We start from the raw sequence: 22,602 nt of genomic DNA on the forward strand, positions 1-22,602 counted from the left end.
TTTATAAAATGACTAGTAACGTTAAAATCGCAGCAATTAACCCAATAGTCCAAAAGACAATATCAATTTTCCATTCATTCCAACCACTCATTTCAAAATGATGATGAATTGGGCTCATCTTGAATATGCGTTTACCTGTTAATTTAAATGAAGCTACTTGTAAAATAACACTTGCCGTCTCACAAACAAATATAATACCAATAAAAATGAGTGATAGTTCTTGGTGTAATAAAATTGAAACGGTTGCTAATGCACCACCTAATGCTAACGATCCCATATCTCCCATGAAAACTTTAGCTGGTTTATGATTAAACCAAATGAACGCAATTAATGCGCCAATGACAGATAAACAAAAAATAAGTACATCCTTTTGTTGTTGTACTTGCGCAACAACTGCATATGCACCGAATGCAATAATTGATTGACCTGAAACAAGACCGTCAATTCCATCAGTTAAATTAACCGCATTAGAGAATCCAACAAGCCAAATAATAATGAATACAGCATAAAGAATACCGATTGAGACCTCACCAAAACCAAAGACATTAATTGCAAGTGGCAAATGTTCATGGACATAAACGACGGTGAAGATTAATCCACCAACTATTTGACCCAATAATTTTTGCCAAGGCTTTAAACCTTCATTTTGTCGTTTGAATAATTTGATACTGTCATCCCAAAATCCTAAAATAGCATATAAAAATAAGATGAAAATCATAATCATCATCGCTGGTGTCATAGAATTAGCCCATATACCTGTCCAAATTGCAGTAATAATAATAGCAATATTAAAGACAAATCCACCCATTGTTGGTGTACCAGACTTTTTCTCATGCCATTTTGGTCCTTCTTCTCTAATCATTTGCCCTTGTTTACGTATTCTAAAATAGCCAATAAATAATGGCATAAACATAAACGTTAATGCGAATCCACTTACCAACGGTATAAACATTTCTGGTTTAGTCATTGTCTTATCCTCACTCAATTCTTATTTTTTATTTAATGCTCCCGATGCTTCTTCAACATCGTCAAAATGCACTTTTTCTCGACCAAGAATTTGATAATCTTCATGACCTTTACCAGCAATTAAAATAACATCTCCTGGTTGCGCCTTTTTTATTGTTTGAGCAATTGCATCGTGTCGATCCATTATAACAGTTGCTCTATTTTCTGGAATTCCAGTCAGCATGTCTGCCATAATTTCCTTAGGATCTTCAGTTCTAGGATTATCCATAGTAAATACTGGGTAATCACTATGGTCAGCAGCAATTTTTGCCATTTTAGGACGTTTTCCTTTATCACGATCACCACCGCAGCCAACAATGCAATAAATTTTATTTTGTGCAAAATCTTGTATTGTCTCTAAGACATTTAATAACCCATCTGGTGTGTGCGCGTAATCTACAATTACACTGATACCCGTTTTAGAAGGCACTAATTGAAAACGACCTTTAACACCAGTCACTTTTTCAAGTGATTTAATAATTTGTGTTTCATCAAGTCCAGCAGCATATGCGGCACTAAACGCAGCAAGCATATTATAAACATTAAACAAGCCGATTAATTGCATTGTAACATGAGTTGTTTCACCAAAAAGAATTAAATCAAACTCAGTTCCATGACTCTTAATTTCAATATTTTTAGCTTGAATCATGGCATCATCATTTTCGATACCGTAAGATAATATTTGAGCAGAAGTAAACTGAGTAAACGTTCGAGCCACTGGGTCATCAAAATTTAAAACAGCCACTTTTGAGTCGCCTGATTCAGTATAATGATTACCCAACTGAGCAAATAACATACTTTTTGCATGTGCATAATTTTCCATTGTTTTATGAAAATCTAAATGATCTTGTGTCAAATTTGTAAAAACTGCGATATCAAAATCAATACCCCATACACGTCCTAAGACTAACGCATGTGAAGAAACTTCCATTGCAACAGTTTCAACTTTTTCTTGTTTCATTTGTGCTAAAGTTCTTTGCAATGTAATAACATCTGGAGTTGTATTATTCGAAGGATACAGTGTATCATTTATTTTACGATACATTGTACCGATTAAACCTGTTTTTTGATTTAAGTCACGATAAATTTGTTCAATCAAATGTGTAACAGTCGTCTTACCATTTGTACCAGTAACACCAATCATTCTCATCTGCTGACTTGGGACGCCATAAAATGCATCGGCAAGAATTGCCATCGCACGATTTGTATCTTGGACATAAACGACTGGAACAGGTACATCAACTGGTTTACGAGCAATAATAATCTTCGCACCTTTTTCAACCGCTTGATTCACAAAATCATGTCCATCAACTGTATAACCTTCAACAGCAACAAATAGACTATCTTCAACAACTTCTCTTGTATCTTGTGTTAATAGCTTAATATCTAACTCTGAATCAATCGCCGTTGATACTCGTTTAAATTTTAAACTTTGGATTAATTTATCTGCTCTCATATCTATATTCACCTTTTTATTTTAACGTTAATTTCACCATAGTTGATTTTTTAACAACTGTATTCGCCTTAATACTTTGAGCTGCTACATAACCACTACCCGTTGTCGTTAAGTTTAGTTTCATTAATTCTGCAGCATTCACCGCATCACTCTTTGACCAACCGGTTAAATCAGGCATAATCATTTCACCATTTGTTAATAACAATATTTTACGTCCGGATAATACAGTCGTTCCAGCAGGTGGATACTGATTAGCTACCGTTCTGCCATGTCCGATAACTGCAATATCTAGATTTTGTTCGTTTAATTTTGTTTTAGCTGATGAAGTTGAACTATTTGTAACGTCTGCTACTGTTACATTAGTCTTTGCAGTTGATACCGCTGTTGAACTGTCTTCTTCTAAAGTCCTCTTCATCAATGGATTAAATATTTGTGCCAAAATAGCATTACCACTGGTACCTTGCATATTTTGTGGTTGTTTCATCGTTACATACATAATATATTTTGGATCTTTGGCCGGCGCCATACCTACAACTGAAAAGACATAATTTGCATCACCCGTTAGATATCCAGTTCCATTTGGATCCGAAATTTGGGCAGTTCCTGTTTTTGCAGCTATCTTGTAACCATCAATTTTAAAGGCATTACCGGTCCCATAATTTTTGTAGATAACATCTTGCATCATGCTTAATACTTCTTTAGACGTTGATTTTTTAATAACTTGTCCTAAATTTGTTGTTTTAGCTTGATACGTTGTTTTTCCAGTATTAGGATCTACAATTTTATCCACAAGCGTTGGTTTGATCATCTTACCGTTGTTTGCAAATGCCGTAAAACCTTGCATCATTTGCATAGTTGTCACATTTATTCCTTGACCAAAAGCTGTATCTGCTTGTTCAATTGGGTATTGAAATTCAATACTACCTTTTGCTTCATTAGCTAATCCCAGATTTGTACTTTCCAGGAAACCAAATTTTTTAATATATTTAAGCCAAGCAGTATGCCCCATCGCTTGTTCCAACTTAGCCATACCAACATTACTTGAACGAGCGAAACCTTCACGATAAGTGATTAAACCCCAACCAGATGTATTCCAATCAGGAACAATCTTAGTTCCCACTTTTAAAACACCTGATTTATAGACGGCATTCTCATTGTAGGCATTATTTTCAATAGCAGCTGCCATTGTAAATACTTTCATAGTCGAGCCAGGTTCATAACTATCTTCAATTAGCGTATTACGCCACATCTTTGAAATACCACTTTTGGTATCTGCATTAAATGTAGGCCGTTGACTTCCTGCCAAAATTTTTCCATTTTTAGCATTCATTATAACAACATTCATTGATTTAGGATTATATGTTTTTTGTACGTTAGTTAGAGTTGTTTCAAGATACGTTTGTAATTTTGTATCAATGGTTGTATAAATATTATTTCCATTTTCAACTTTTTTTGTTTTTGTCTTTGAGTTTGGTAGTTGGTAACCATAACTATCTTTTTGGACCTTTTTTAACCCGTCTGTTCCACTTAATTGTTTATTAAATGCTAATTCTAGTCCCATTACACCAGATAAAGTTGAATCACCTTTTTTTGAAGTGCTTTTTGTCACACCAATTAAATGTGATGCAAAAACACCATTTGGATATAATCTTGCTTGTGTTTCAGTGAAATAAATACCTTTTAAATCTGCTGATTCTATCTTGTTTTTTGTTTCCAAAGATAAGTTTTTACCAGAATTACCAAATTCAACTTGGTAAGTTCCTTTTTTTGCATTCAAAATATTGTAAACTTTAGATTCTTTCATTCCAATCGCATCACTAATAACTTTTGCAGCTTTACTCTTATCAGTAACGTATAACGCTTTGTTATTTGCACCAACATATGATTTTGATAGAACTGCATAAATTGAGTAGTTTGTTGTATCTTCAGCAATCGGTTGATTTGAATCATCATAAATGGTTCCTCTATTTGCTTTATCAATTCGACTATTTTCATAAAGTGCCTGTGTTTGGCTACTTAAATTAACATCTGAAACTTTTCCACCTATTACAATATAAGAAAAACGAATGATAAACATCAAAAGAATCGCTAAAACGGCCAGGATTAGTAGCACACCAAACCTTTGCCTATTTCTACGTTTCTTTTTCATGTCATTTATCATCCGTTGCTTTTGATTATTCATTTCGTTACATTCCTTATTCTACTCTCACTTAAATTAAGACCATTTTTATTAGCGATACTATTTAATCGATCATTACTGGCAAGTTCGTTCACTTCTTGTGTCAAATCAGAACTCTTAGTTTGAATAGCTGTTATTTCGCTGTTAATATTTTGTAAAAATTGACTACTATTAGACAACTCTACCTGAGATGAAACTAGCATAAGCATAAGTACCAAAGAAATTGCACCAATTAAACCAAATAATGATTTTTCAATTCTAGAAAATGCAACACTTTGTGATCCCACTGTTTTTTTATGTATAGGTTGTTGTCTTGGATTTTCTTTATATTCTCTTGGCATTTGTCGTGCTGTGCTATTTTGTGCCATGATATGTAACCCCTTTATTATAAAATATTATTTTTTCAATCGTTTTATAATTCTCAATTTTGCTGAATGTGCACGCCTATTATTCTGTAATTCTAATTCTGATGGTAAAATTGGCTTTTTATTAACTAGTGCATAATTTGGCTGAATATTATCTGGAATTACAGGTAAACCCGGTGGTAACTCTGGTAAACTTGTTCGTTCCTTAAACATCGTTTTGACCAATCTATCTTCTAATGACTGAAATGTAATAACGCTAACTTGCCCCTTAACATTAATTAAATCAATTGCTTGCTCTAATGAATCTTCTAAAACACCCAATTCATCATTAACCGCAATTCGAATAGCTTGAAAAACTTTTTTAGCAGGGTGCCCACCTGTTCGTCTTGCACGAGCCGGAATACCCATTTTAATTAATTCAACTAATTGACTAGTTGTAACAATTTCTTCATTTTCTCTAGCATTTTCAATCTGACGAGCAATTGACTTTGCAAATTTTTCTTCACCATATCTAAAAAAGATTCTAATAAGTTCTTGATATGTCCAATTATTAACAATCTCTTTAGCTGTTAATTCTGCACTTAAATCCATCCTCATATCTAACGGCGCATCGTGCTGATAACTGAAGCCTCGTTCTGCGACATCAAATTGTGGGGATGATACACCTAAGTCATAGAGTACACCATCTACTTCCGTGACATTAAGTTCCAGTAACGCGGCTTTTAAATCTTTAAAATTGCGTTTAATAAACGTAACTTGTCCATTTTCTATGTATTTTTTTAAATGCCCTTCATTATAAGTAATCGCTGTTTGATCTTGGTCAAAAGCATATAAATGTCCCTCCGTACTTAGTTGAGACAGGATTAGGGCACTATGTCCACCGCCACCCAAAGTACAATCAACATATATACCATCTGGTTTAATAGCCAACCCATCTACTGCTTCATTTAGTAGTACTGTTTCATGTTCAAATGTCGTCATAGTTTTATCCCCTTTCATACGTGTTATTTAAAATCCAAAATCAATCATATTTTCTGCAATTTCATCAAAATTTTCTGATGCACTCTCTGAAAAACTATTCCATCGATCTTCACTCCATACTTCGAATCTGTTTGAAACACCTACTAGCACACATTTTTTTTCTAAATCAGCATGTGTTCTTAAAGGAACTGGAATATTAATACGGCCTTGTTTATCAAATTCACATTCTGTAGCTGCAGAATATAAAAATCTTACAAAAGCCCGTGAATCTTTTTTTGTTAAAGGGAGTGTTTTAAGCTTTTCTTCTAGGAGTGTCCACTCTGTTTGTGTATATCCGAATAAACAACCATCCATACCTCGAGTAATAACAAATTTCTCACCTAATTCCTCACGAAATTTAGCTGGAATAATTAATCTACCTTTAGTATCTAAAGTGTGTTTAAATTCGCCCATAAACATTGTGTACAGCCCCCCTTCATAGTAACTATTTAAATTTTACCACAATGCCCCACATTCCACCACTGAATTCCCCAATATTATGATTTTAAATGATAATATACAAAAAAACACTCAATCCTTTTTAGATTAAGTGTTTTTTACATTACTTATAATTAAAAATGTAGGACGATATCCTTAAAATAGTACTAAAAAGAGAAGCATTAAGAGGTACCATCCAAGCATATAAATATCAGTAATTTTCCAAATGGTCTTGAAAAATTTTGCATAAATTAATTCTCCATCTCGATACGCATACATAAGCGCACTAGCAATACCAATTAAGCACCAAGAAAATATTATAAATGGTGTAATCGATAAATTAAACTCTCGTACTGATAAAATATGTGTCAATAAAAGAAGTAATGGTGGTAAAAAATCAATGATTTGCAACCGTTTAGGCCAATTTTTACGTAAAATACGTTTAAGTAAAGTTAAAATTAGAATATATCCAAATATTAAAATTATCGACCCATACCAAGTTCCAAAAAATGGTAAAAGTTTCATAAATTACCCCTTTTAGATACTGCTTAAAAAGACATCATGTAATGCATTAACAGCAGTTTTTAAATCGTCCTGTTGAACTAAAATCCAAATTGTCGTATAACTATCAGTTGTTTGAAGAATATTAATATCCTTCTCAGCTAGTGCTGTTACAATTTTGGCCGTAACACCTGGTGTTCCAGTCATCCCCGCTCCCACAATTGAAACTTTCGCACAGTTTGGAAGCACTGAGACATCAATTCCAGCATCTACTAAAAGTTGTTTAGCTTTTTTTTCATCATCATTGAACAAATTAAAGAGGACTTTGCCAGGTGAGATATTAATAAAATCAACGCTCAAATTATTATTGGACATCAAATTAAAAACATCTTTTGGAGCATGATTAACTGTTTTAATTGTAAATTGACTGAGTCCAGTCACATGAGCAATACCAGTTACACTACGATAATGCTTTACACCTAAGTTTCGGTCGGTCACAAGGGTTCCCATCTCTTCAGGACTTTGCCAAGTTGAGCGAATCCGAACTGGAACATGGGCTTGTTGCGCAATTTCCACTGCACGAGGATGGATAACTTTCGCACCTTCATGAGCCATATTTGCAACTTCTTCATAACTGACTGTTTCTAGAAATTTTGCCTTTGTAACTAATCTAGGATCGGCAGTCATCATCCCTGACACGTCAGTAAAAATATCGACACGTTCAGCATCTAATGCTGCTCCAAGTAATGCAGCTGTCGTATCACTTCCACCACGCCCAATAGTCGTCGTTTGACCTTTACTTGTAGCACCTTGGAACCCAGTCACAACTAAAACATCAGCATCTTTAAATGCCTCATCAATTAAATCAGTATTAATGTTAATTACTTTAGCATTCTGAAATTCATCAGTTGTTTCAACTCCAGCATCCTGCCCTGTTAAAGCAGCAGCTTTAATGCCTTCCTTATTCAATAATTCAGAAAAAACTGCGGCAGAAATAGTTTCACCAACAGAAACAATCATATCAAGTTCTCTATTAGAAAGTAATGATTGCTCTCCATCGACAAGTCCTAATAATGAATCAGTTGCATAAGGTGCACCTTTACGCCCAATTGCTGAAACAACGACAACGACTTGATACCCTTTATCAACTGAATATTTTACGTGTTTTAAAGCTGCTCGTCTCGACTCATCGTCTTGAACCGATGTGCCACCAAACTTCTGAACCATAATTGTCATTATTTTGAACTCCCACTATTTATTATTTAGCTTTTTCTGTTACTGTTTTACTATCTTCTAATATGTCACTTTCAATGTAAATACGATGCCATACCATAAATGTTAAGACAGTCCATATTTTTCTGGAGTTATCTCTAACACCAGCACGATGTTCATCCAATAAATCTATGAAATATTGTTTGTTAAAAAATTCATCTGTTTGAGAATCATTAATAATTTGTTTAGCCCAGTCATACATTTCGTCTTTTAACCAAAAACGAATAGGCACAGGGAAACCTAATTTTTTACGATTTAAAACATGGTCAGGAACGATACCTTCAGCAGCTTTGCGTAAAGCATACTTGGTTGTTCCATGTGCAATTCTCAAATCTGCAGGCACTTCAGAAGCAACTGCAAAAACTTCTTTATCCAAAAATGGTGTTCTCAATTCTATGCTGTGTGCCATTGTTGTACGATCGGCATTATGCAATAAATCTCCATTTAACCATGTATGCATATCAATAAATTGCATTTGATCTATTTTATTGTAATCTTTTGATGCATTATAATATTGGCCAGTAATACTTTGGAATGGATGATTTTTATTATAGTCTTTAAAGAATGCTTCTTTTTCTTTTTCATTAAAAATAAAAGCATTACCAACGTAACGATCCTCCATTGGTGTCGTGCCTCGAAGAAGGAAACTTTGTCCACGCATCCCTTTAGGCATCATTTGAGCAATTTTATTCAACGCACCATTAATTGGTTTAGTGTATTTAAATCCTTTTAATGATTCAGGTTCATGATAAATAGTGTAACCACCAAATAGTTCATCAGCACCTTCACCCGTCAATGCAACTTTAACACGTTTTCTGGCCTCTTTAGCAAGGAAATATTGAGGCACAGCAGCCGGATCAGCCAAGGGATCATCCATATTCCAAATAAAATGTGGAAAAGCCTTCATAAATGCTTCAGCCGTAATAACAGAACTAAAATTAGCGACATTTAATTTTTCTGCGGTTTCTTGCGCAACATCTATTTCACTATAGCCTTCACGTTCAAATCCAACTGAAATTGTTTCTAATTTTGGATTTAATTCTTTAGCAATAGCAACAATAATAGACGAATCAATTCCACCAGATAAGAATGAACCAACTGGTACATCGGCACGCATATGCTTATCAACTGAATCAATTAAGACGTCTTTAATACGTTTAATATATGTCTCTTCTGGACGAACTACTGGATGAAATTCGGCAGAAAAATATCGTGTAATGACTGGCTTCTCGCCTAATTTTTTCGTTAAATAATGTCCAGGTTGTAACATATCAATTTCTTTAGTTAACGTTTCTGGTTCTGGTACAAATTGGAATGTCATATAATCTTGAAGTGCATCTTTATCAAATGTCTTATTTTTTAAAACTTTATAAATAGCTTTACTTTCCGAACCATAATAAAAATTGTCATCTGCTATAGCGTAATAAAATGGTTTAATCCCAAATTGATCACGGGCAGCAAAAAGTGTTTTTTCTTGCGTATCCCAGATAACAAATCCAAACATTCCGCGGAATTGCTTAACAGCTTCTGCACCGTACTTAGCATACATACCTAAAATGACTTCTGAATCAGAATCTGTTTTAAATTCATAACCATCAGCAACTAATGCTTCACGTAGTTCAATATAATTATAGATTTCACCGTTGAAAGTTAACCAGTAACGTTCATTTTCATATGAAAGTGGTTGGTGTCCGCCTTCTAAATCAATAATACTTAATCTTCTAAATCCCATTGTTATATCATCATCACTAAAATAACCTGAATCATCAGGACCACGGTGAACAATCATTTTTGTCATATTATGAACAATTTTATCGTAATCATCATTGGTATTTTTTTGTCTGTCGCTCAATACACCTGCAAATCCACACATATTTTCATCCCTCATTTTCATAAAAATCAATGTCTTATATTATAGATGATTCTACCATATATTTCAATTTAGGTTACAGTTATGTTTACTATTATAGCGTATTTGAACTAATCTTAACAACTAGATGTCTGAATTAACGAAAGCTTAAAAAATTTGGTATACTATGTATTATGTTATTCGAATAAAGGGGACTTTGATATTGATAGAATATTATACATCAACTGAGTTAGGTACAATTCAAAAAATAAAAGAATACAGTAAATCATGTTGGATTAACGTTACAAATCCTTCTGAAATAGAAATAAATGAACTTATTAAAAAGTATGCTATACCACGAGACTATATGACCGCTATTTCAGATGATCAAGAAAATTCAAGAACTGAAGGATTGTCTCAAAATATTGTTCCTGACTTAGTCTTAATGCAGTACCCTCATCGCATTAGAAACTCGCTAGGCTACTTAGAATACCAAACGTTTCCTTTTTCAATTATCTTAGCAGATGATGCAATAATTACAGTCTCAAATAGTGAACCAGATTTTATCAGTAAATTTATCGCGGATAGTCCAATTCATCAAATTAAAACGATAACATCGGATCAATTCACTTTGAAATTACTTTGGTATCTATCACAAAGTTTTGTCGTTGCGTTAAAATCTATCATTCAAGAAACCGAAAATTTAGAAAAATCACTTGCTAAAGCAACTAAAAATGAGCAATATTATCAAATGATGTCAATGCAAAAAAGTTTAGTTTATTTTGATGCTGCTTTAAAGAAAAATAATCCAGTACTTCAATCTATGGTTGACTCAAATGAGCATTTCAAACAAAAGGCAACTGATGATTTACTCACAGATGTTTTAATCGAGAACCAACAAGCCGAAACAATGACAAGCATTCAAACTAAAATATTAGAGAATTATGGTGAAATGGTTTCATCAGTTATTTCAAACAATTTAAATATTATCATGAAGGTCTTAACGTCGATGACGATTATTTTAACGATACCAACAATCGTTGGCGGTATGTTCGGCATGAACGTATCCCTTCCTGGTGCAGACACTCATTTTTCATTCTGGTGGTTACAATTAATCACGTTAATAATTTGTTTATTAACTGCTTATTATTTAAAGAAAAATGACTACTTTTAAGTTGACATTTTACTTATAAAAAAGTTATAGTTACACTATTAGATTTGAGAGGGTGGGTAAAACATGAAGAAAAAGAAATCTACATTCCAAAAAATCACAATGTTTGTCGTGTGGTTAATGATTCTTGTAACAGTCGGTGGTGTCGTTTTAACCGCAGTTATGTCAATCGCTTAATTTAAAAATAAAAATTTTAAAGGTTCCCAGCTTAATTAGCTAGGAACCTTTTTTATAAAAAAAGGCGGATTATTATATCCGTCTTTTTCTGTCTATTCTATTTAGCTAGGAAGATTCCTGGACTTTTTTTAAGTATGATACTAAGTATCAAGGTAGCAATAATCATGTTAATAATCATACTCCCACCATTGACAACTGCTGAGTACACAACTGGAGAAAGCCCCCATTGAACATATTTTGACCAAAAAATGATACCAGCCATAAAATGAGCACTGTATTTTAGAAATACAGCTATTAAAATCGCAAAAGTCAGTGATTGTATGGCACCACGCATATTTTTAGTACGCAACTGACTTAAAAAACGAGCAGAGAATAACCCAGAAAATCCTAGTACCAAATTAGCAACTGGATACTCTAAGATAGCCTGAACCGGCGTTAATACAAACGCAGTTCCAATTAAAATAGGTAATATACCATATAGTAACCCAATAATTAATCCCATTTTTAATCCGCGTCGTAAACTGTATACCACAATAGGTAACACACCTAGTGCAATATCAATATTTGGCGGATTAGGAACAAATGATAGCGCCATTGCTAAAGCGGCCATAACGACCCCTTCTAGTAATATCAATAATTTTTTTCTTTCCAACAAAAAAACCTCCTTTGACTTAGTAAACCAAGCACAAAGAAGGTGTTAATCTTCTACACACAATTCCTACGTTTGCATTAACAAACAGGTTCCAAGGGTCTGAATTTCTTCACTCTCAGCCAAAATTAATCGGCTCCCCTTTGTGTTGGTCTCCGATTAATAATATCGCATACATCCTGAAAAACGTCAAGCGTTTCCATTCCTATAATATCGGTGAAAGAAGTCTTGAAAACTGTTGCTTAAATTTCAACCAATGTGATTGATCATTAAAATACCTTTTCGTTAAAAGACTACTTTGTTCCATATCAGTTTCAAAAATTGTTTTAAGTGTGCTTGCCACACCTACATCATAAATAAATGCATTCGCTTCAAAGTTTAACTTAAAACTTCTAAAATCAAAATTAGCTGAACCAACGGATGCAACCATTTCATCAATTACAACTGTTTTAGCGTGTAAAAATCCATTGTTGTATTGATAAATTTCTACACCAATATTCGTTAGATCTTTCGCATAATACTGTGTAGCACGATAAACAAAGGCATGATCTGGCATACAAGGAATCATAATTCTAACCTGAACGCCTGAAGATACCGCAATATCTAACGCTTCTATAACAGAATCATCTGGAATTAAATAAGGTGTTTGAATATAAATATATTTTTTAGCTGAATTAATTAACTTAATATAACCTTTTTTTATTTGTTCAATTTCTGAATCAGGTCCACTAGAAACAATTTGCATGTTAACTTTACCTTTTGTAACAGTTTGTGGAAAATAACTTGACTGGTAATTAATCTGATTATTTCTCGCAGTTGCATTCCAATCCATAATGAACCTACTTTGTAGTGATCCGACAGCGTTTCCAAATACGCGAATATGTGTATCTCGCCAGTTACCAAATTTCTCACTTTCACCTAGATACTGATCACCGACATTGAATCCACCGATGTAACCGATTTTACCATCAATAACGACAATCTTTCTATGATCTCTAAAGTTCAAACGAAGATTTGAAAATGAAAAATGTGAACCCAGAAAGGCTTCTGCTTTACCGCCCAATTCCTCAAGATGTTTGAAGAATTTTTTAGTAGTTCCCTTTGATCCCAATGCATCATAGATGATTCTAACTTCAAGACCTTCATTTGCTTTCATTTCAAGTAACGTCAATAGTTCATTTCCAATATGCCCATCTTCGAATGCATAATACTCAACATGGATATGGTGTTTAGCTTTACGAATGTCTTGAAATAACGTCTTAAACTTATCATGCCCATCAATAAATAACTGAACCTCATTCTTCTTAGTTAAAATAGATTTCTCTATTTCTAAAAACATATGCATGATTTCGTTTACATCATCAGTATATTTACCGCTTGTTGTTAATTCTCCTCTGGCCCATTCTTCTTTTTGTTGATCTACTAATTGGTCAACACCCATACGACCCTGTGTTTTAATATCAAATATTTTTTCTTTTGAAATTTTCTTACCAAAAAAAAGATAAATTAAAAATCCAAAAATAGGTATACCTATCAAGACAAGAAGCCATGCCCATGTTGCAGCAATATCACGTTTTTCTCTAAAGACGGTCACAATTGCCGCTAACAAGTTCAATAAAAAAACAAGTAGCACACCAATATTTACATATGTCATATAGTCCCTCCAAAATTAATTATTTTGAATATTATTATTTTCACCAAACCATTTTTGATTTAATTCTTTTAGATAACCTTTGTTTTGCAACTCTGTTATTGCCCTATTAATTTTTAATTGCATTGTTGTATCAGATTTTCGCATACCTACCGCAAAATCTTCAGTTTTAAAATTACCATTTATCACGTTATATGCATTTGAATTCGACTGATGCTTAATAAAGTAGTTCGCATAGACATCATCAATTAAAAGTCCTTGAATTCTATCTGCATTTAAATCGATAAAAGCATTATCAAATGAATCATATTGAACAGGTTCTTTATCTTTAATATTATCTTTTAAAATATCTGGATGCAAATTTAAGCTATCAAATCCAGCTGAACCACTTTGAACACCTAAAATTTTTTGTTTCATATCAGAAAAAGAATTAATTTCACTTGATTTTTTTGTTACTAATACTTGCTTGTTCGTTAAATATGTACGACTGAAAGCAACATTCTTAGCACGTGCAGTTGTTTTTGTATACCCATTCCAGATTAAATCAATTGTCCCATTTTTTAATTCCGTTTCTTTCATAGACCAATCAATTGTTTGGAAATCAACTTGAATATCATATTTTTCAAAAACTTTTTTTGCTAAATCAACATCATATCCTACTAAACTACCATCTTTTTGTCTGAATGTCATTGGCACAAAACTATCATCAATTCCGATAACAACGGTACCCTTTTTTTGAATTGATTTCCAACTATCAACCGAATTCATTGATTGGCTACTATTGCTACAGCCAGCTAATCCTATAAACATCATCATAAATAATATTGTAAAAACAATTTTTTTTTCTAATTGATTCATTTATTATCCTCTAATCTTCTAGCGGCTTAACTTTTAATAATTTATCCGCAATATTTTCAGCAAATGGTACATCATGTGTCACTATTATTTGAGTCATTCCGTCTACTTTCAACGATAATATTAAATTCTCTACTTCCTGGCGTAGTGCTGGATCAAGTGCTGAAGTTGGTTCATCATAACACAAGATTTTAGGATTCATCGCTAATGCACGTGCAATTGCAACTCGTTGTTTCTGCCCACCTGAAAGTTGGTAAGGATATAAATGCCCTTTATTTCCGAGAGATAAGCGATCTAATAATTTTTGTGCTTCTTCCTCGGCCTGGACTTTATTACGATTTAAAACTAATTTTGGAGCTAACGTTATATTATCTAACACTGAAAGATGAGGGAATAATTGAAATTCCTGGAATACTACCCCAATAACACTTTCGTTCGTATTATTACGATATGGATCAAATGGTGAGGCATCAATTAGAATATCTCCAGAATCAATTGATTCTAACCCACTAATACATCTCAATAAAGTCGTTTTTCCACCACCAGATGGACCAACAATACTAACAATTTCACCATCATTAACTGTTAAATTAATATCATCTAAAATTAATCGTTTTCCATAATACTTTTTAATATTTTTTAACTCTAGCATAGAATTACTCCTTATTTGTAATAACTATAATGTTTTTCAATTTTCTTCAAGACAAGTGTAAATATAGCTGTTAATAACAGATAGATTGCCCCAACCATCAATAGTGGGACGAGTGTTACATCACGACTCGTCGCTACGTTACCGGCTCTTAATAAATCGCCTAACCCAATAACATATACTAAACTTGAATCTTTAACTAAATTAATAATTTCATTTCCAATTGAAGGTAAAACGATCTTGAACACTTGTGGAATAATAATTGTCCTAATAGTTTGCCAATATGATAGACGCAATACCTTTGCACTTTCATATTGACCTTTAGGAATCGATTGCAATCCACCCCTAAATATTTCAGCAAAATACGCACCATAATTCAAAATAAATGCAAATAATGCCGCATCGTATCGACCGAATACAATATGAATATGGAACTGTTGTAGTGTTGGTAGTCCATAAAACACAAAAATTAATTGTAGTAGCAGTGGTGTTCCTCGCATTAACCAAACATAAAAATTCAAAAAATACTTAATTGGTTTTATTTTTGAAATTAATCCTAATCCGACAATTAAACCAAGTGGAATCGATCCAATGATCGTCCAAAAAAATATTTCTAACGTTAATTTAGCACCATCTATTAATGATGGCAAAATTTCTAATATATAAGTCATTACATTATCTCCCTTTAGTTAAATAAAAAAATCCTCTCAAGCCAAATCAAATTGACTCAAGAGGACGATAGCCGTGGTGCCACCTCAAATTCATATTTTTCTCACGAAAAATAACTTATGTAGATTAATAAAAATGAGTATAAAAAAACTCTATAGTCATTATTGACTATAGAGGGCGACGAATCGCGGTACCACCTCAAACATCATTAAATTCTCACAAATTTAATCTTAACGAGTTTATTAAACTACAGCTATAACGGGCTTATCCCGGACTTCCCTAATTAACTAGTTTAGGAAATCAACTCGCAGATGTGTTTCAGACTTAAGAACTGTATCTTTTCAGCAATCGATACTCTCTTTAAAAGTTTGTTTAAGCCTTAATCTTCTGTTCAACGTTTTTCTTAATTGATAATAATTTAGCATACTGTCATTAACATTGTCAAGAATTAGTCTTTCTTAAACCATGAACCCATTTTTTTCCAAAAACCTTTTTGAGGCTGTTTTATTGTCATCAAGGGCACTGTTTCCCCTAGTAGTCGACGTGCTACATTACGATAACCTAATCCAGCTGGATTTTTAGAATCTAAAACAATTGGTTCACCATGATTTGATGTACTAATAACAGCATCGTCATCAACAATAATTCCTAATAAATCAATAGACAAATGACGTGTAATCTCATCAACATCCATTGCTTGACCATCTTCCATCATTTGACGACGGATACGATTAATAATTAATTTTGGTTGTTGTAATAATGGATTTTGCTCTAATAAACCTACCACGCGATCTGCATCACGAACCGCAGAAATTTCAGGCGTTGTTACAATAATAGCCATATCTGCACCAGCAATAGCATTCATAAAACCTTGCTCAATTCCAGCTGGGCAATCAATAATAACATAGTCAAACTCTTCTTTTAATTCATCAACAATTGCTTTTACTTGTTCAGGAACTAATGCTGATTTATCAGTATTTTGTGCAGCAGGTAATAAGTATAAATATTCGTTAAATCTCTTATCTTTAATGAGTGCTTGGTGTAACCGTGCACGACCCTCAGCTACGTCTACAATATCAAATAAGATACGGTTATCAAGACCTAAAACAACGTCTAAATTACGCAAACCAATATCTAAATCCATTAGAACAACCTTTTTTTCAAGAAGTGCTAATGCAGTTCCAATATTTGCAGATGATGTTGTTTTACCAACACCACCTTTACCAGATGTTACAACAATTGCTTTTCCCATCTTTAATATCCTCCAGCATGATTAAATAATTTTGGTCGAAGTGACTTTAATTCATCTCGATTGCCATAATCTATAATATGTAAATCATTAACATAGATTACAGTATCTTGACTGTTTGTTACTTTTTCATCATCTATAATATCAACTAATTCACCAATTCGTACTTGTGAAGCAGCTGAAACATCGCCCACAATAATGCTATCTGTATTATTGTTAAATCCAGCATGAATGACACCTTGAACTTCACCCATAACAAAAATATTACCAGCAGCTCGTAATTGACCACCCTGATGTAATTTACCTAAAAATAAAATATCACCTTTTAAATCAACTATTTGTCCACTTCGAATTGTTAGATAGCATAAATGAACGTTGTCATTTTCTTTTAAAATATTAGCATCTTCTATGGTCATTACTTCAGATTCGATTTTGTGTACTTTAAAATTACGGTATTCAGAAATAATTTTTTCGATTTTTTGCTTTTCATCTGCTGAAAACAATCGATTTTCTGTTTTAATATCAAACGAAATAACCGTTTCATCAGCATTCTTTTTTTCAGCACTTAAATTATTAAATAATTCTCTAAGTTCAACCAAAATTTTATCAAATCCGAAATCCTGTTTAAGAATAATTTCATAACCATCTTTATAACCTTTTAAAATAACACCTTGCATCTACGTTCACCCCTGAATTTTAATTATATCGGTTACTTAAATTCATTAATTTTGATATTGGATAGTACAAAATAATAAATACCACCAGATTAAAAGCTAAAGTTGGTCCAAACGAAGTACTAACGAATGTTGTTACAGATTCATTAGCAAATCCAATCATCTCATTGACTGCATAATACGAAACTTCTAAAACTGCCAAATCAATAAAATAAATGAGTAATATCACAATAAAAGATGGTTCGAAATATTGATATGCTATTTTAGTTAAATAAACAATTAATGGTAACAAAATCATATAAATACCCAAAATACCGGCATAATAACTATCAAATGCTAGACCAACACCAAACGCCCATAATTCAAGATGCTTATTATCTGAGTAAAAGATACCCATTATCAACCATAACAACAACAGGTGACTAACCATGATAGTCGTTTGTGATTGTAACTGTTCCATAAAAACAAATTGTATTGTACCATCCAAAAAAAAGGAAATAATAAGTCCTAACGGAAAAATATACTGTCTATTTTTATTTCTCATCTAATCTCACCTTCTAATCCAACGTCTGAGCAACTGTTACAACCGTTAGGTCACTCAAATCAACTGCAGGTTTGATATAAATTTTAGAAGCAAGTCCATAATCACCTTGCTCAACTTTAGACACAACACCAACATTTAAACCCTTTGGTGTTGTGCCTCCAAGACCAGATGTGACAACAGAATCACCTTTTTTCAAGGCTTTCTTAGAAGTAATTTGACCCATAATTAATAAATTATCTGTTTTATCATAGTCAGTAATTAAACCATTAATAATATCATCGTTTGAATTATTTACTTGAACTGCAAATCTATTAGCAGAATCATTAGTAGTCGATATTAATTCAACTTTACTATTTGTTTTATTAACTTCTATAACACGACCAATCAATCCAGAACCAGCCATCACTGGTGCGTTCTTTTTAACACCAGACGCACTACCTTTACTTATCACAAGTTGATTTAGCCAACCAGAAGGTAATCGCGTTAAAACAGATGCATTAATTGAAGTATAATCAGTCAATGTACTGTCCAATTTTAATTCCTTTTTCAGCTGTTTATTCTCATTTTTAACAGTGTCTGATTCCACTTGAACTTGTGCTAATTTATCAACTTGTTTTTTTAATTTTTGATTTTCTTGATATGTATTTAAAAGATCAGAAATACCAATAACTGAACTTTTTAAGCCATTTGCAGGATAACTAACTGCTCTATCAAATAGACCAACAACATCATTACCAAATTCTTGAATGAGCGGTGGTGTTGATTTTTTATTTCTAACGGAAACTGAAAATGAAATTAAACTAAAACTCACAATAATGGCTATTAAAATGATGATTAGTCTTCTATTTGAAAAAAATTTCTGCATGTTCGCTATCCTCCACTTACCTTATAATTAACTAAAAAATTAAGAGGCTGGATAAATAAACCACCAACCTCTTCATTTTTAGCTTATGTGATTTTTAAAATCTATCTTTTCTTCATGACGTCGATACTTTTTAATGATTCACCTGTACCAATTGCAACACAGTCGAGTGGTTCATTAGCAATAAAAACAGGCACTTTTGTAACTTCAGAAATAACTTCTGATAGGTTTTTTAATAATGCACCACCACCTGTTAATACAATACCATGGTCAATCACATCAGCAGCAATTTCTGGAGAAGTTTCTTCCAATGTTTCCTTAATAGCAGTAATGATTTCAGCAATAGATTCTTGAATAGCAACTGCAATATCAGTTGCTTTTACAGTAACTGTTTTAGGAAGACCCGTAATCAAATCACGTCCTCTGATAGTTGTATCTTCAATTGATGCAGCATCTTTAACTGATGCAGATGCAACGTCCATTTTTAATTGTTCAGCTGTTCTTTCACCAATCAATAAATTAAAGTTTTGACGAATATATGACACAATTGATTCATCCAATTTATCGCCAGCCATTCTGATAGAACGGCTTGAAACAATACCACCTAATGAAATTGTAGCAACATCTGTTGTTCCACCACCGATATCAACAACCATATTACCCGTTGGATCCATCACTGGTAATCCAGCGCCGACTGCTGCAGCAAATGGTTCTTCAATAACGTAGGCGTCACGCGCACCGGCAACACGAGTTGCATCAATAACGGCACGTTTTTCAACTTCTGTAACGCCACTAGGAACACATACCATTACATAAGGTTTACCTGCAGATTTACCTAAAGCTTTTTGAATGTAATATTTCATCATAGCAACTGTTGTGTCATAATCAGCAATTACACCGTCTTTCATTGGGCGAATAGCCACAATGCTACTTGGTGTACGACCGATCATTGCACGAGCATCTTCTCCAACAGAAACAATTTCATCAGTTTTAACATTTTTAGCGACGACTGAAGGTTCACGTAAAACAATACCTTTTCCCTCAACATACACGATTGTATTAGCTGTTCCTAAATCAATTCCTATATTCTTTGTTCCAAATCCAAACACAGTCTTTCTTCCCTTCATCGTCAGCCTTCTAGGCGCTTTTATTCGTAGTATTTACATTATATCATAATCAAAAGTGAGATTTCATTCAATATTTACTAATTTTTATTAAGTTTATCTTAAATTATTATAAGGTAATTAATTTTGAATCCATAATCTTATTAAGTTTATCATATCTAATTTCATAGAACAAGAGAGCACCCTTGATAATCAAAGGACGCCCTCTTCTTTCATACTAAGATATTTAGTATTACCCGAAATAATATGATCTAACAGCTCAATTCCCATAAGAATACCACATTTTTCAACTCTTTTAGAGAAAATAATATCATTCTTAGATGGTGTCACATGCCCACTCGGATGATTATGGACCAATATAATTTTAGCTGCACCATATTTTAATGCAACTGCAAAAATATCTCTTGGATGGACCGTTGCTGAATTCAAAGTTCCAATGAACAATGTCTCTTGTTTTACAATTTGATTTTTTGTATCCAAGAATAATCCAATTAAAAACTCTTGGTTTAATCCACCTAACTCAGCAACCATTCTAACCCCAGCATCATGACTTGAACAGATTTGTCCACAAATAAAATGAGGTTCACTGTTGATTCGTGTTCCCAGTGTAACAATAGCTTGTAATTGTAATGCTGTAGACTGATTATTCCCATCCATCAATAACTGATAATCTTTTAAACAACATTTTTTTAGTTGGCTTAAAGATTGGTAACGTGAAGAAAAATTATTAACACACTTTCCAACATCATTAGGGTTCGTTAATAATAAACTAAAAACAACCGTCAAAAGCTCTTTATCTGATAAATTATCACATTGATACTTTTGGATTTGTTCCAGTAGATATTCATTTGAGCAACTAGAAATAAGTGACATGGTGATTCCTCCTATTTTTTATTAAATACGAGAAATTCACTTATTTAAATTATTCTGATACAAAATAACTACGAACCTCCGAAATAAAGTACAACGATCCTGTCACAAGTAATAAATCATCAGAAGACATTTCGCCAACACTTTGAACTAATGCCTCTTTCCAACTTTCTTGAATGGAGACATTATCAAACTTATTAACGTTGAAATCATCTATTTTGCTTACTAGACGTGGCCCTGAAAATTGAGTTAGTATAACTCGTACATGAGGAACTGCAGCTAATTTTTCCAGCATTTGTTTGCCTTGCTTATCCGCTAGTACTGCAAAAATAATTGTGATTTCTTTATCTTGAAAATGCGTTTTAAGCAACTGCGTAATCCGATCCACTGCTGCGCTATTGTGCGCACCGTCTAAAATAACTAACGGTTCATCATTTACTTTTTCAAAACGTCCTGGCCATCGTGTCTCTGAAATACCTTGCCTAATTGATTTAGGACTAATGGCCCATCCCTGAATTTCAGCAACCTTCTCAAAAGTAGCAATTGCTGTTGCTGCATTTTCATCTTGAAATTCACCTAATAATGGCACAGAAAGTTGTTTAATATTCAATTTATTCGACGTATACGTTAAAATTTCTTCCCATGATGATTTTGTTCCCTCAGATTTAGCATTAAAATCCACTCCTAATCGAAAAATAGGACTATTTTTTAATTTAGCCTCATTATTAATCACGCTAAAGACTTCATCAGTTACTCTACCAACGATAATAGGCCGATTACGTTTAATGATACCTGCTTTTTGTTGCGCTATCTTTTCAATTGTATTACCTAATATTTTCATATGATCTAGACCAATTGTTGTAATAACTGAAATAATTGGATCAATAATATTAGTTGAATCATACTTCCCGCCTAAGCCCGTTTCAACAACTACAATATCTACAGGATTTATGCTGCCAAAGTATACAAACATCATTGCAGTAATAATTTCGAATTCAGTTGGTCCCCCCTCAAAATCGGCTAGTTCAATATCCATTCGATCAACAACTGGTTTCACGACATTTACTAAATGTAAAAGGGCGGTATCATCAATCATCTGTCCATTTAAGGAAATACGTTCATTAAATTTAACAATGAATGGTGAAGTATAAGTTCCTACATTCAACCCTTGTGCAATTAATAATTCACGTAAAAATGCAACTGTTGAGCCCTTTCCATTCGTTCCAGCAACATGAATCATCGCGATATTACCTTGTGGGTTATCTAAGCGTTCCATAAATGCTCGCATTCTATTCAAAGATGGACTTTTTTTAAATTTTGTTCGCCCATGAATAAAATTGAGTGCCTCTTCGTAAGTTGTGATCAATTTTCCG

Annotated in this window: 23 protein-coding genes, 1 riboswitch and 1 other annotated feature; of the genes, 2 read left to right on the forward strand and 21 right to left on the reverse strand. The window is 33.1% G+C overall.

Features of this window, described 5'->3' with window-relative positions; translation table 11 throughout:
• Window position 1 precedes the first annotated feature (1 nt).
• The 9 genes from mraY to asnB form a co-directional block, all read right to left on the reverse strand.
• Window positions 2-967, reverse strand: a complete 966-nt coding sequence (gene mraY, locus AC1RO3_RS05460) for a phospho-N-acetylmuramoyl-pentapeptide-transferase (protein ID WP_409022368.1) — start codon at window positions 965-967, stop codon at window positions 2-4.
• Between the two features lie 21 nt (window positions 968-988).
• A complete protein-coding gene (locus tag AC1RO3_RS05465) occupies window positions 989-2,461 on the reverse strand; it encodes a UDP-N-acetylmuramoyl-L-alanyl-D-glutamate--2,6-diaminopimelate ligase (protein ID WP_481761679.1) in 1,473 nt (490 codons plus the stop codon).
• A gap of 16 nt (window positions 2,462-2,477) precedes the next feature.
• Window positions 2,478-4,643, reverse strand: a complete 2,166-nt coding sequence (locus AC1RO3_RS05470) for a penicillin-binding transpeptidase domain-containing protein (RefSeq protein WP_409022366.1) — start codon at window positions 4,641-4,643, stop codon at window positions 2,478-2,480.
• Window positions 4,640-5,008 carry a cell division protein FtsL gene (gene ftsL, locus AC1RO3_RS05475; RefSeq protein WP_481761678.1) on the reverse strand — a complete coding sequence of 123 codons (369 nt, stop codon included), beginning with the start codon at window positions 5,006-5,008 and terminating at the stop codon, window positions 4,640-4,642. The genes AC1RO3_RS05470 and ftsL overlap by 4 nt, the downstream gene beginning before the upstream one ends.
• Window positions 5,009-5,035: 27 nt before the next feature.
• Window positions 5,036-5,986 carry a 16S rRNA (cytosine(1402)-N(4))-methyltransferase RsmH gene (gene rsmH, locus AC1RO3_RS05480; protein WP_481761677.1) on the reverse strand — a complete coding sequence of 317 codons (951 nt, stop codon included), beginning with the start codon at window positions 5,984-5,986 and terminating at the stop codon, window positions 5,036-5,038.
• A 27-nt stretch (window positions 5,987-6,013) separates the two neighbouring features.
• Window positions 6,014-6,445: a division/cell wall cluster transcriptional repressor MraZ gene (mraZ, locus tag AC1RO3_RS05485; protein WP_481761676.1), complete on the reverse strand. Its 432-nt coding sequence runs from the start codon at window positions 6,443-6,445 to the stop codon at window positions 6,014-6,016.
• Window positions 6,446-6,619: 174 nt separating this feature from the next.
• Window positions 6,620-6,988: a DUF3397 family protein gene (locus tag AC1RO3_RS05490; protein WP_409022362.1), complete on the reverse strand. Its 369-nt coding sequence runs from the start codon at window positions 6,986-6,988 to the stop codon at window positions 6,620-6,622.
• Between the two features lie 12 nt (window positions 6,989-7,000).
• A complete protein-coding gene (gene dapG / locus AC1RO3_RS05495) occupies window positions 7,001-8,200 on the reverse strand; it encodes an aspartate kinase (protein WP_481761675.1) in 1,200 nt (399 codons plus the stop codon).
• Between the two features lie 22 nt (window positions 8,201-8,222).
• A complete protein-coding gene (gene asnB / locus AC1RO3_RS05500) occupies window positions 8,223-10,109 on the reverse strand; it encodes an asparagine synthase (glutamine-hydrolyzing) (protein WP_481761723.1) in 1,887 nt (628 codons plus the stop codon).
• Window positions 10,110-10,308: 199 nt separating this feature from the next.
• On the opposite strand from asnB, the gene AC1RO3_RS05505 reads away from it, so the two are divergent.
• Window positions 10,309-11,259, forward strand: a complete 951-nt coding sequence (locus AC1RO3_RS05505; protein WP_409022360.1) for a magnesium transporter CorA family protein — start codon at window positions 10,309-10,311, stop codon at window positions 11,257-11,259.
• A 63-nt stretch (window positions 11,260-11,322) separates the two neighbouring features.
• Window positions 11,323-11,433 (forward strand): DUF4044 domain-containing protein, encoded by a 111-nt coding sequence (locus AC1RO3_RS05510; RefSeq protein WP_409022359.1) that lies wholly within the window; start codon window positions 11,323-11,325, stop codon window positions 11,431-11,433.
• 97 nt (window positions 11,434-11,530) lie between these two features.
• Here the strand turns inward: AC1RO3_RS05510 and thiT are convergent, their stop codons facing one another.
• The 12 genes from thiT to AC1RO3_RS05570 all read right to left on the reverse strand — a co-directional run bounded on the left by thiT (window position 11,531) and on the right by AC1RO3_RS05570 (window position 22,595).
• Complete coding sequence (gene thiT, locus AC1RO3_RS05515) at window positions 11,531-12,085, reverse strand: energy-coupled thiamine transporter ThiT (RefSeq protein WP_481761674.1); 555 nt, start codon at window positions 12,083-12,085, stop codon at window positions 11,531-11,533.
• Window positions 12,086-12,131: 46 nt separating this feature from the next.
• A riboswitch (TPP riboswitch) is annotated at window positions 12,132-12,235 on the reverse strand.
• Between the two features lie 52 nt (window positions 12,236-12,287).
• Complete coding sequence (gene cls, locus AC1RO3_RS05520; RefSeq protein WP_481761673.1) at window positions 12,288-13,736, reverse strand: cardiolipin synthase; 1,449 nt, start codon at window positions 13,734-13,736, stop codon at window positions 12,288-12,290.
• Between the two features lie 15 nt (window positions 13,737-13,751).
• Window positions 13,752-14,591: an amino acid ABC transporter substrate-binding protein gene (locus AC1RO3_RS05525; RefSeq protein WP_481761672.1), complete on the reverse strand. Its 840-nt coding sequence runs from the start codon at window positions 14,589-14,591 to the stop codon at window positions 13,752-13,754.
• Window positions 14,592-14,601: 10 nt separating this feature from the next.
• Window positions 14,602-15,240 (reverse strand): amino acid ABC transporter ATP-binding protein, encoded by a 639-nt coding sequence (locus AC1RO3_RS05530; protein WP_409022355.1) that lies wholly within the window; start codon window positions 15,238-15,240, stop codon window positions 14,602-14,604.
• An 11-nt stretch (window positions 15,241-15,251) separates the two neighbouring features.
• Window positions 15,252-15,908, reverse strand: a complete 657-nt coding sequence (locus tag AC1RO3_RS05535; protein WP_409022354.1) for an amino acid ABC transporter permease — start codon at window positions 15,906-15,908, stop codon at window positions 15,252-15,254.
• 168 nt (window positions 15,909-16,076) lie between these two features.
• Window positions 16,077-16,310, reverse strand: a binding site (T-box leader).
• 44 nt (window positions 16,311-16,354) lie between these two features.
• A complete protein-coding gene (minD, locus tag AC1RO3_RS05540) occupies window positions 16,355-17,158 on the reverse strand; it encodes a septum site-determining protein MinD (RefSeq protein ID WP_409022353.1) in 804 nt (267 codons plus the stop codon).
• Window positions 17,159-17,160: 2 nt separating this feature from the next.
• The gene (locus AC1RO3_RS05545; protein WP_409022352.1) at window positions 17,161-17,832 is read right to left on the reverse strand and encodes a septum site-determining protein MinC; all 672 of its coding nucleotides are present in this window, start codon (window positions 17,830-17,832) and stop codon (window positions 17,161-17,163) included.
• Window positions 17,833-17,851: 19 nt separating this feature from the next.
• On the reverse strand, window positions 17,852-18,373 hold the full coding sequence (gene mreD / locus AC1RO3_RS05550; protein ID WP_409022351.1) for a rod shape-determining protein MreD: 522 nt from the start codon (window positions 18,371-18,373) through the stop codon (window positions 17,852-17,854).
• Between the two features lie 13 nt (window positions 18,374-18,386).
• Complete coding sequence (gene mreC, locus AC1RO3_RS05555) at window positions 18,387-19,238, reverse strand: rod shape-determining protein MreC (protein WP_481761671.1); 852 nt, start codon at window positions 19,236-19,238, stop codon at window positions 18,387-18,389.
• Window positions 19,239-19,339: 101 nt separating this feature from the next.
• The gene (locus AC1RO3_RS05560) at window positions 19,340-20,344 is read right to left on the reverse strand and encodes a rod shape-determining protein (protein ID WP_409022785.1); all 1,005 of its coding nucleotides are present in this window, start codon (window positions 20,342-20,344) and stop codon (window positions 19,340-19,342) included.
• Window positions 20,345-20,551: 207 nt separating this feature from the next.
• Window positions 20,552-21,232, reverse strand: a complete 681-nt coding sequence (gene radC, locus AC1RO3_RS05565) for a RadC family protein (RefSeq protein ID WP_481761670.1) — start codon at window positions 21,230-21,232, stop codon at window positions 20,552-20,554.
• A gap of 49 nt (window positions 21,233-21,281) precedes the next feature.
• Window positions 21,282-22,595 carry a bifunctional folylpolyglutamate synthase/dihydrofolate synthase gene (locus AC1RO3_RS05570; RefSeq protein WP_481761669.1) on the reverse strand — a complete coding sequence of 438 codons (1,314 nt, stop codon included), beginning with the start codon at window positions 22,593-22,595 and terminating at the stop codon, window positions 21,282-21,284.
• Window positions 22,596-22,602 lie beyond the last annotated feature (7 nt).

Source organism: Dellaglioa sp. CoH-57-MRSF-19 (assembly GCF_056781975.1).

Excerpts from the sequence above, each read along its gene's own strand:
- mreC (WP_481761671.1), bottom strand. The coding sequence starts at position 19,238 with ATGCAGAAATTTTTTTCAAATAGAAGACTAATCATCATTTTAATAGCC.
- AC1RO3_RS05510 (WP_409022359.1), top strand. The coding sequence starts at position 11,323 with ATGAAGAAAAAGAAATCTACATTCCAAAAAATCACAATGTTTGTCGTG.
- cls (WP_481761673.1), bottom strand. The coding sequence starts at position 13,736 with ATGACATATGTAAATATTGGTGTGCTACTTGTTTTTTTATTGAACTTG.
- rsmH (WP_481761677.1), bottom strand. The coding sequence starts at position 5,986 with ATGACGACATTTGAACATGAAACAGTACTACTAAATGAAGCAGTAGAT.
- dapG (WP_481761675.1), bottom strand. The coding sequence starts at position 8,200 with ATGACAATTATGGTTCAGAAGTTTGGTGGCACATCGGTTCAAGACGAT.
- asnB (WP_481761723.1), bottom strand. The coding sequence starts at position 10,109 with ATGTGTGGATTTGCAGGTGTATTGAGCGACAGACAAAAAAATACCAAT.
- AC1RO3_RS05545 (WP_409022352.1), bottom strand. The coding sequence starts at position 17,832 with ATGCAAGGTGTTATTTTAAAAGGTTATAAAGATGGTTATGAAATTATT.
- AC1RO3_RS05535 (WP_409022354.1), bottom strand. The coding sequence starts at position 15,908 with ATGACTTATATATTAGAAATTTTGCCATCATTAATAGATGGTGCTAAA.
- radC (WP_481761670.1), bottom strand. The coding sequence starts at position 21,232 with ATGTCACTTATTTCTAGTTGCTCAAATGAATATCTACTGGAACAAATC.
- minD (WP_409022353.1), bottom strand. The coding sequence starts at position 17,158 with ATGGGAAAAGCAATTGTTGTAACATCTGGTAAAGGTGGTGTTGGTAAA.
- AC1RO3_RS05530 (WP_409022355.1), bottom strand. The coding sequence starts at position 15,240 with ATGCTAGAGTTAAAAAATATTAAAAAGTATTATGGAAAACGATTAATT.
- AC1RO3_RS05465 (WP_481761679.1), bottom strand. The coding sequence starts at position 2,461 with ATGAGAGCAGATAAATTAATCCAAAGTTTAAAATTTAAACGAGTATCA.
- AC1RO3_RS05490 (WP_409022362.1), bottom strand. The coding sequence starts at position 6,988 with ATGAAACTTTTACCATTTTTTGGAACTTGGTATGGGTCGATAATTTTA.
- AC1RO3_RS05470 (WP_409022366.1), bottom strand. The coding sequence starts at position 4,643 with ATGAATAATCAAAAGCAACGGATGATAAATGACATGAAAAAGAAACGT.
- ftsL (WP_481761678.1), bottom strand. The coding sequence starts at position 5,008 with ATGGCACAAAATAGCACAGCACGACAAATGCCAAGAGAATATAAAGAA.
- mraY (WP_409022368.1), bottom strand. The coding sequence starts at position 967 with ATGACTAAACCAGAAATGTTTATACCGTTGGTAAGTGGATTCGCATTA.
- mraZ (WP_481761676.1), bottom strand. The coding sequence starts at position 6,445 with ATGTTTATGGGCGAATTTAAACACACTTTAGATACTAAAGGTAGATTA.
- AC1RO3_RS05525 (WP_481761672.1), bottom strand. The coding sequence starts at position 14,591 with ATGAATCAATTAGAAAAAAAAATTGTTTTTACAATATTATTTATGATG.
- mreD (WP_409022351.1), bottom strand. The coding sequence starts at position 18,373 with ATGAGAAATAAAAATAGACAGTATATTTTTCCGTTAGGACTTATTATT.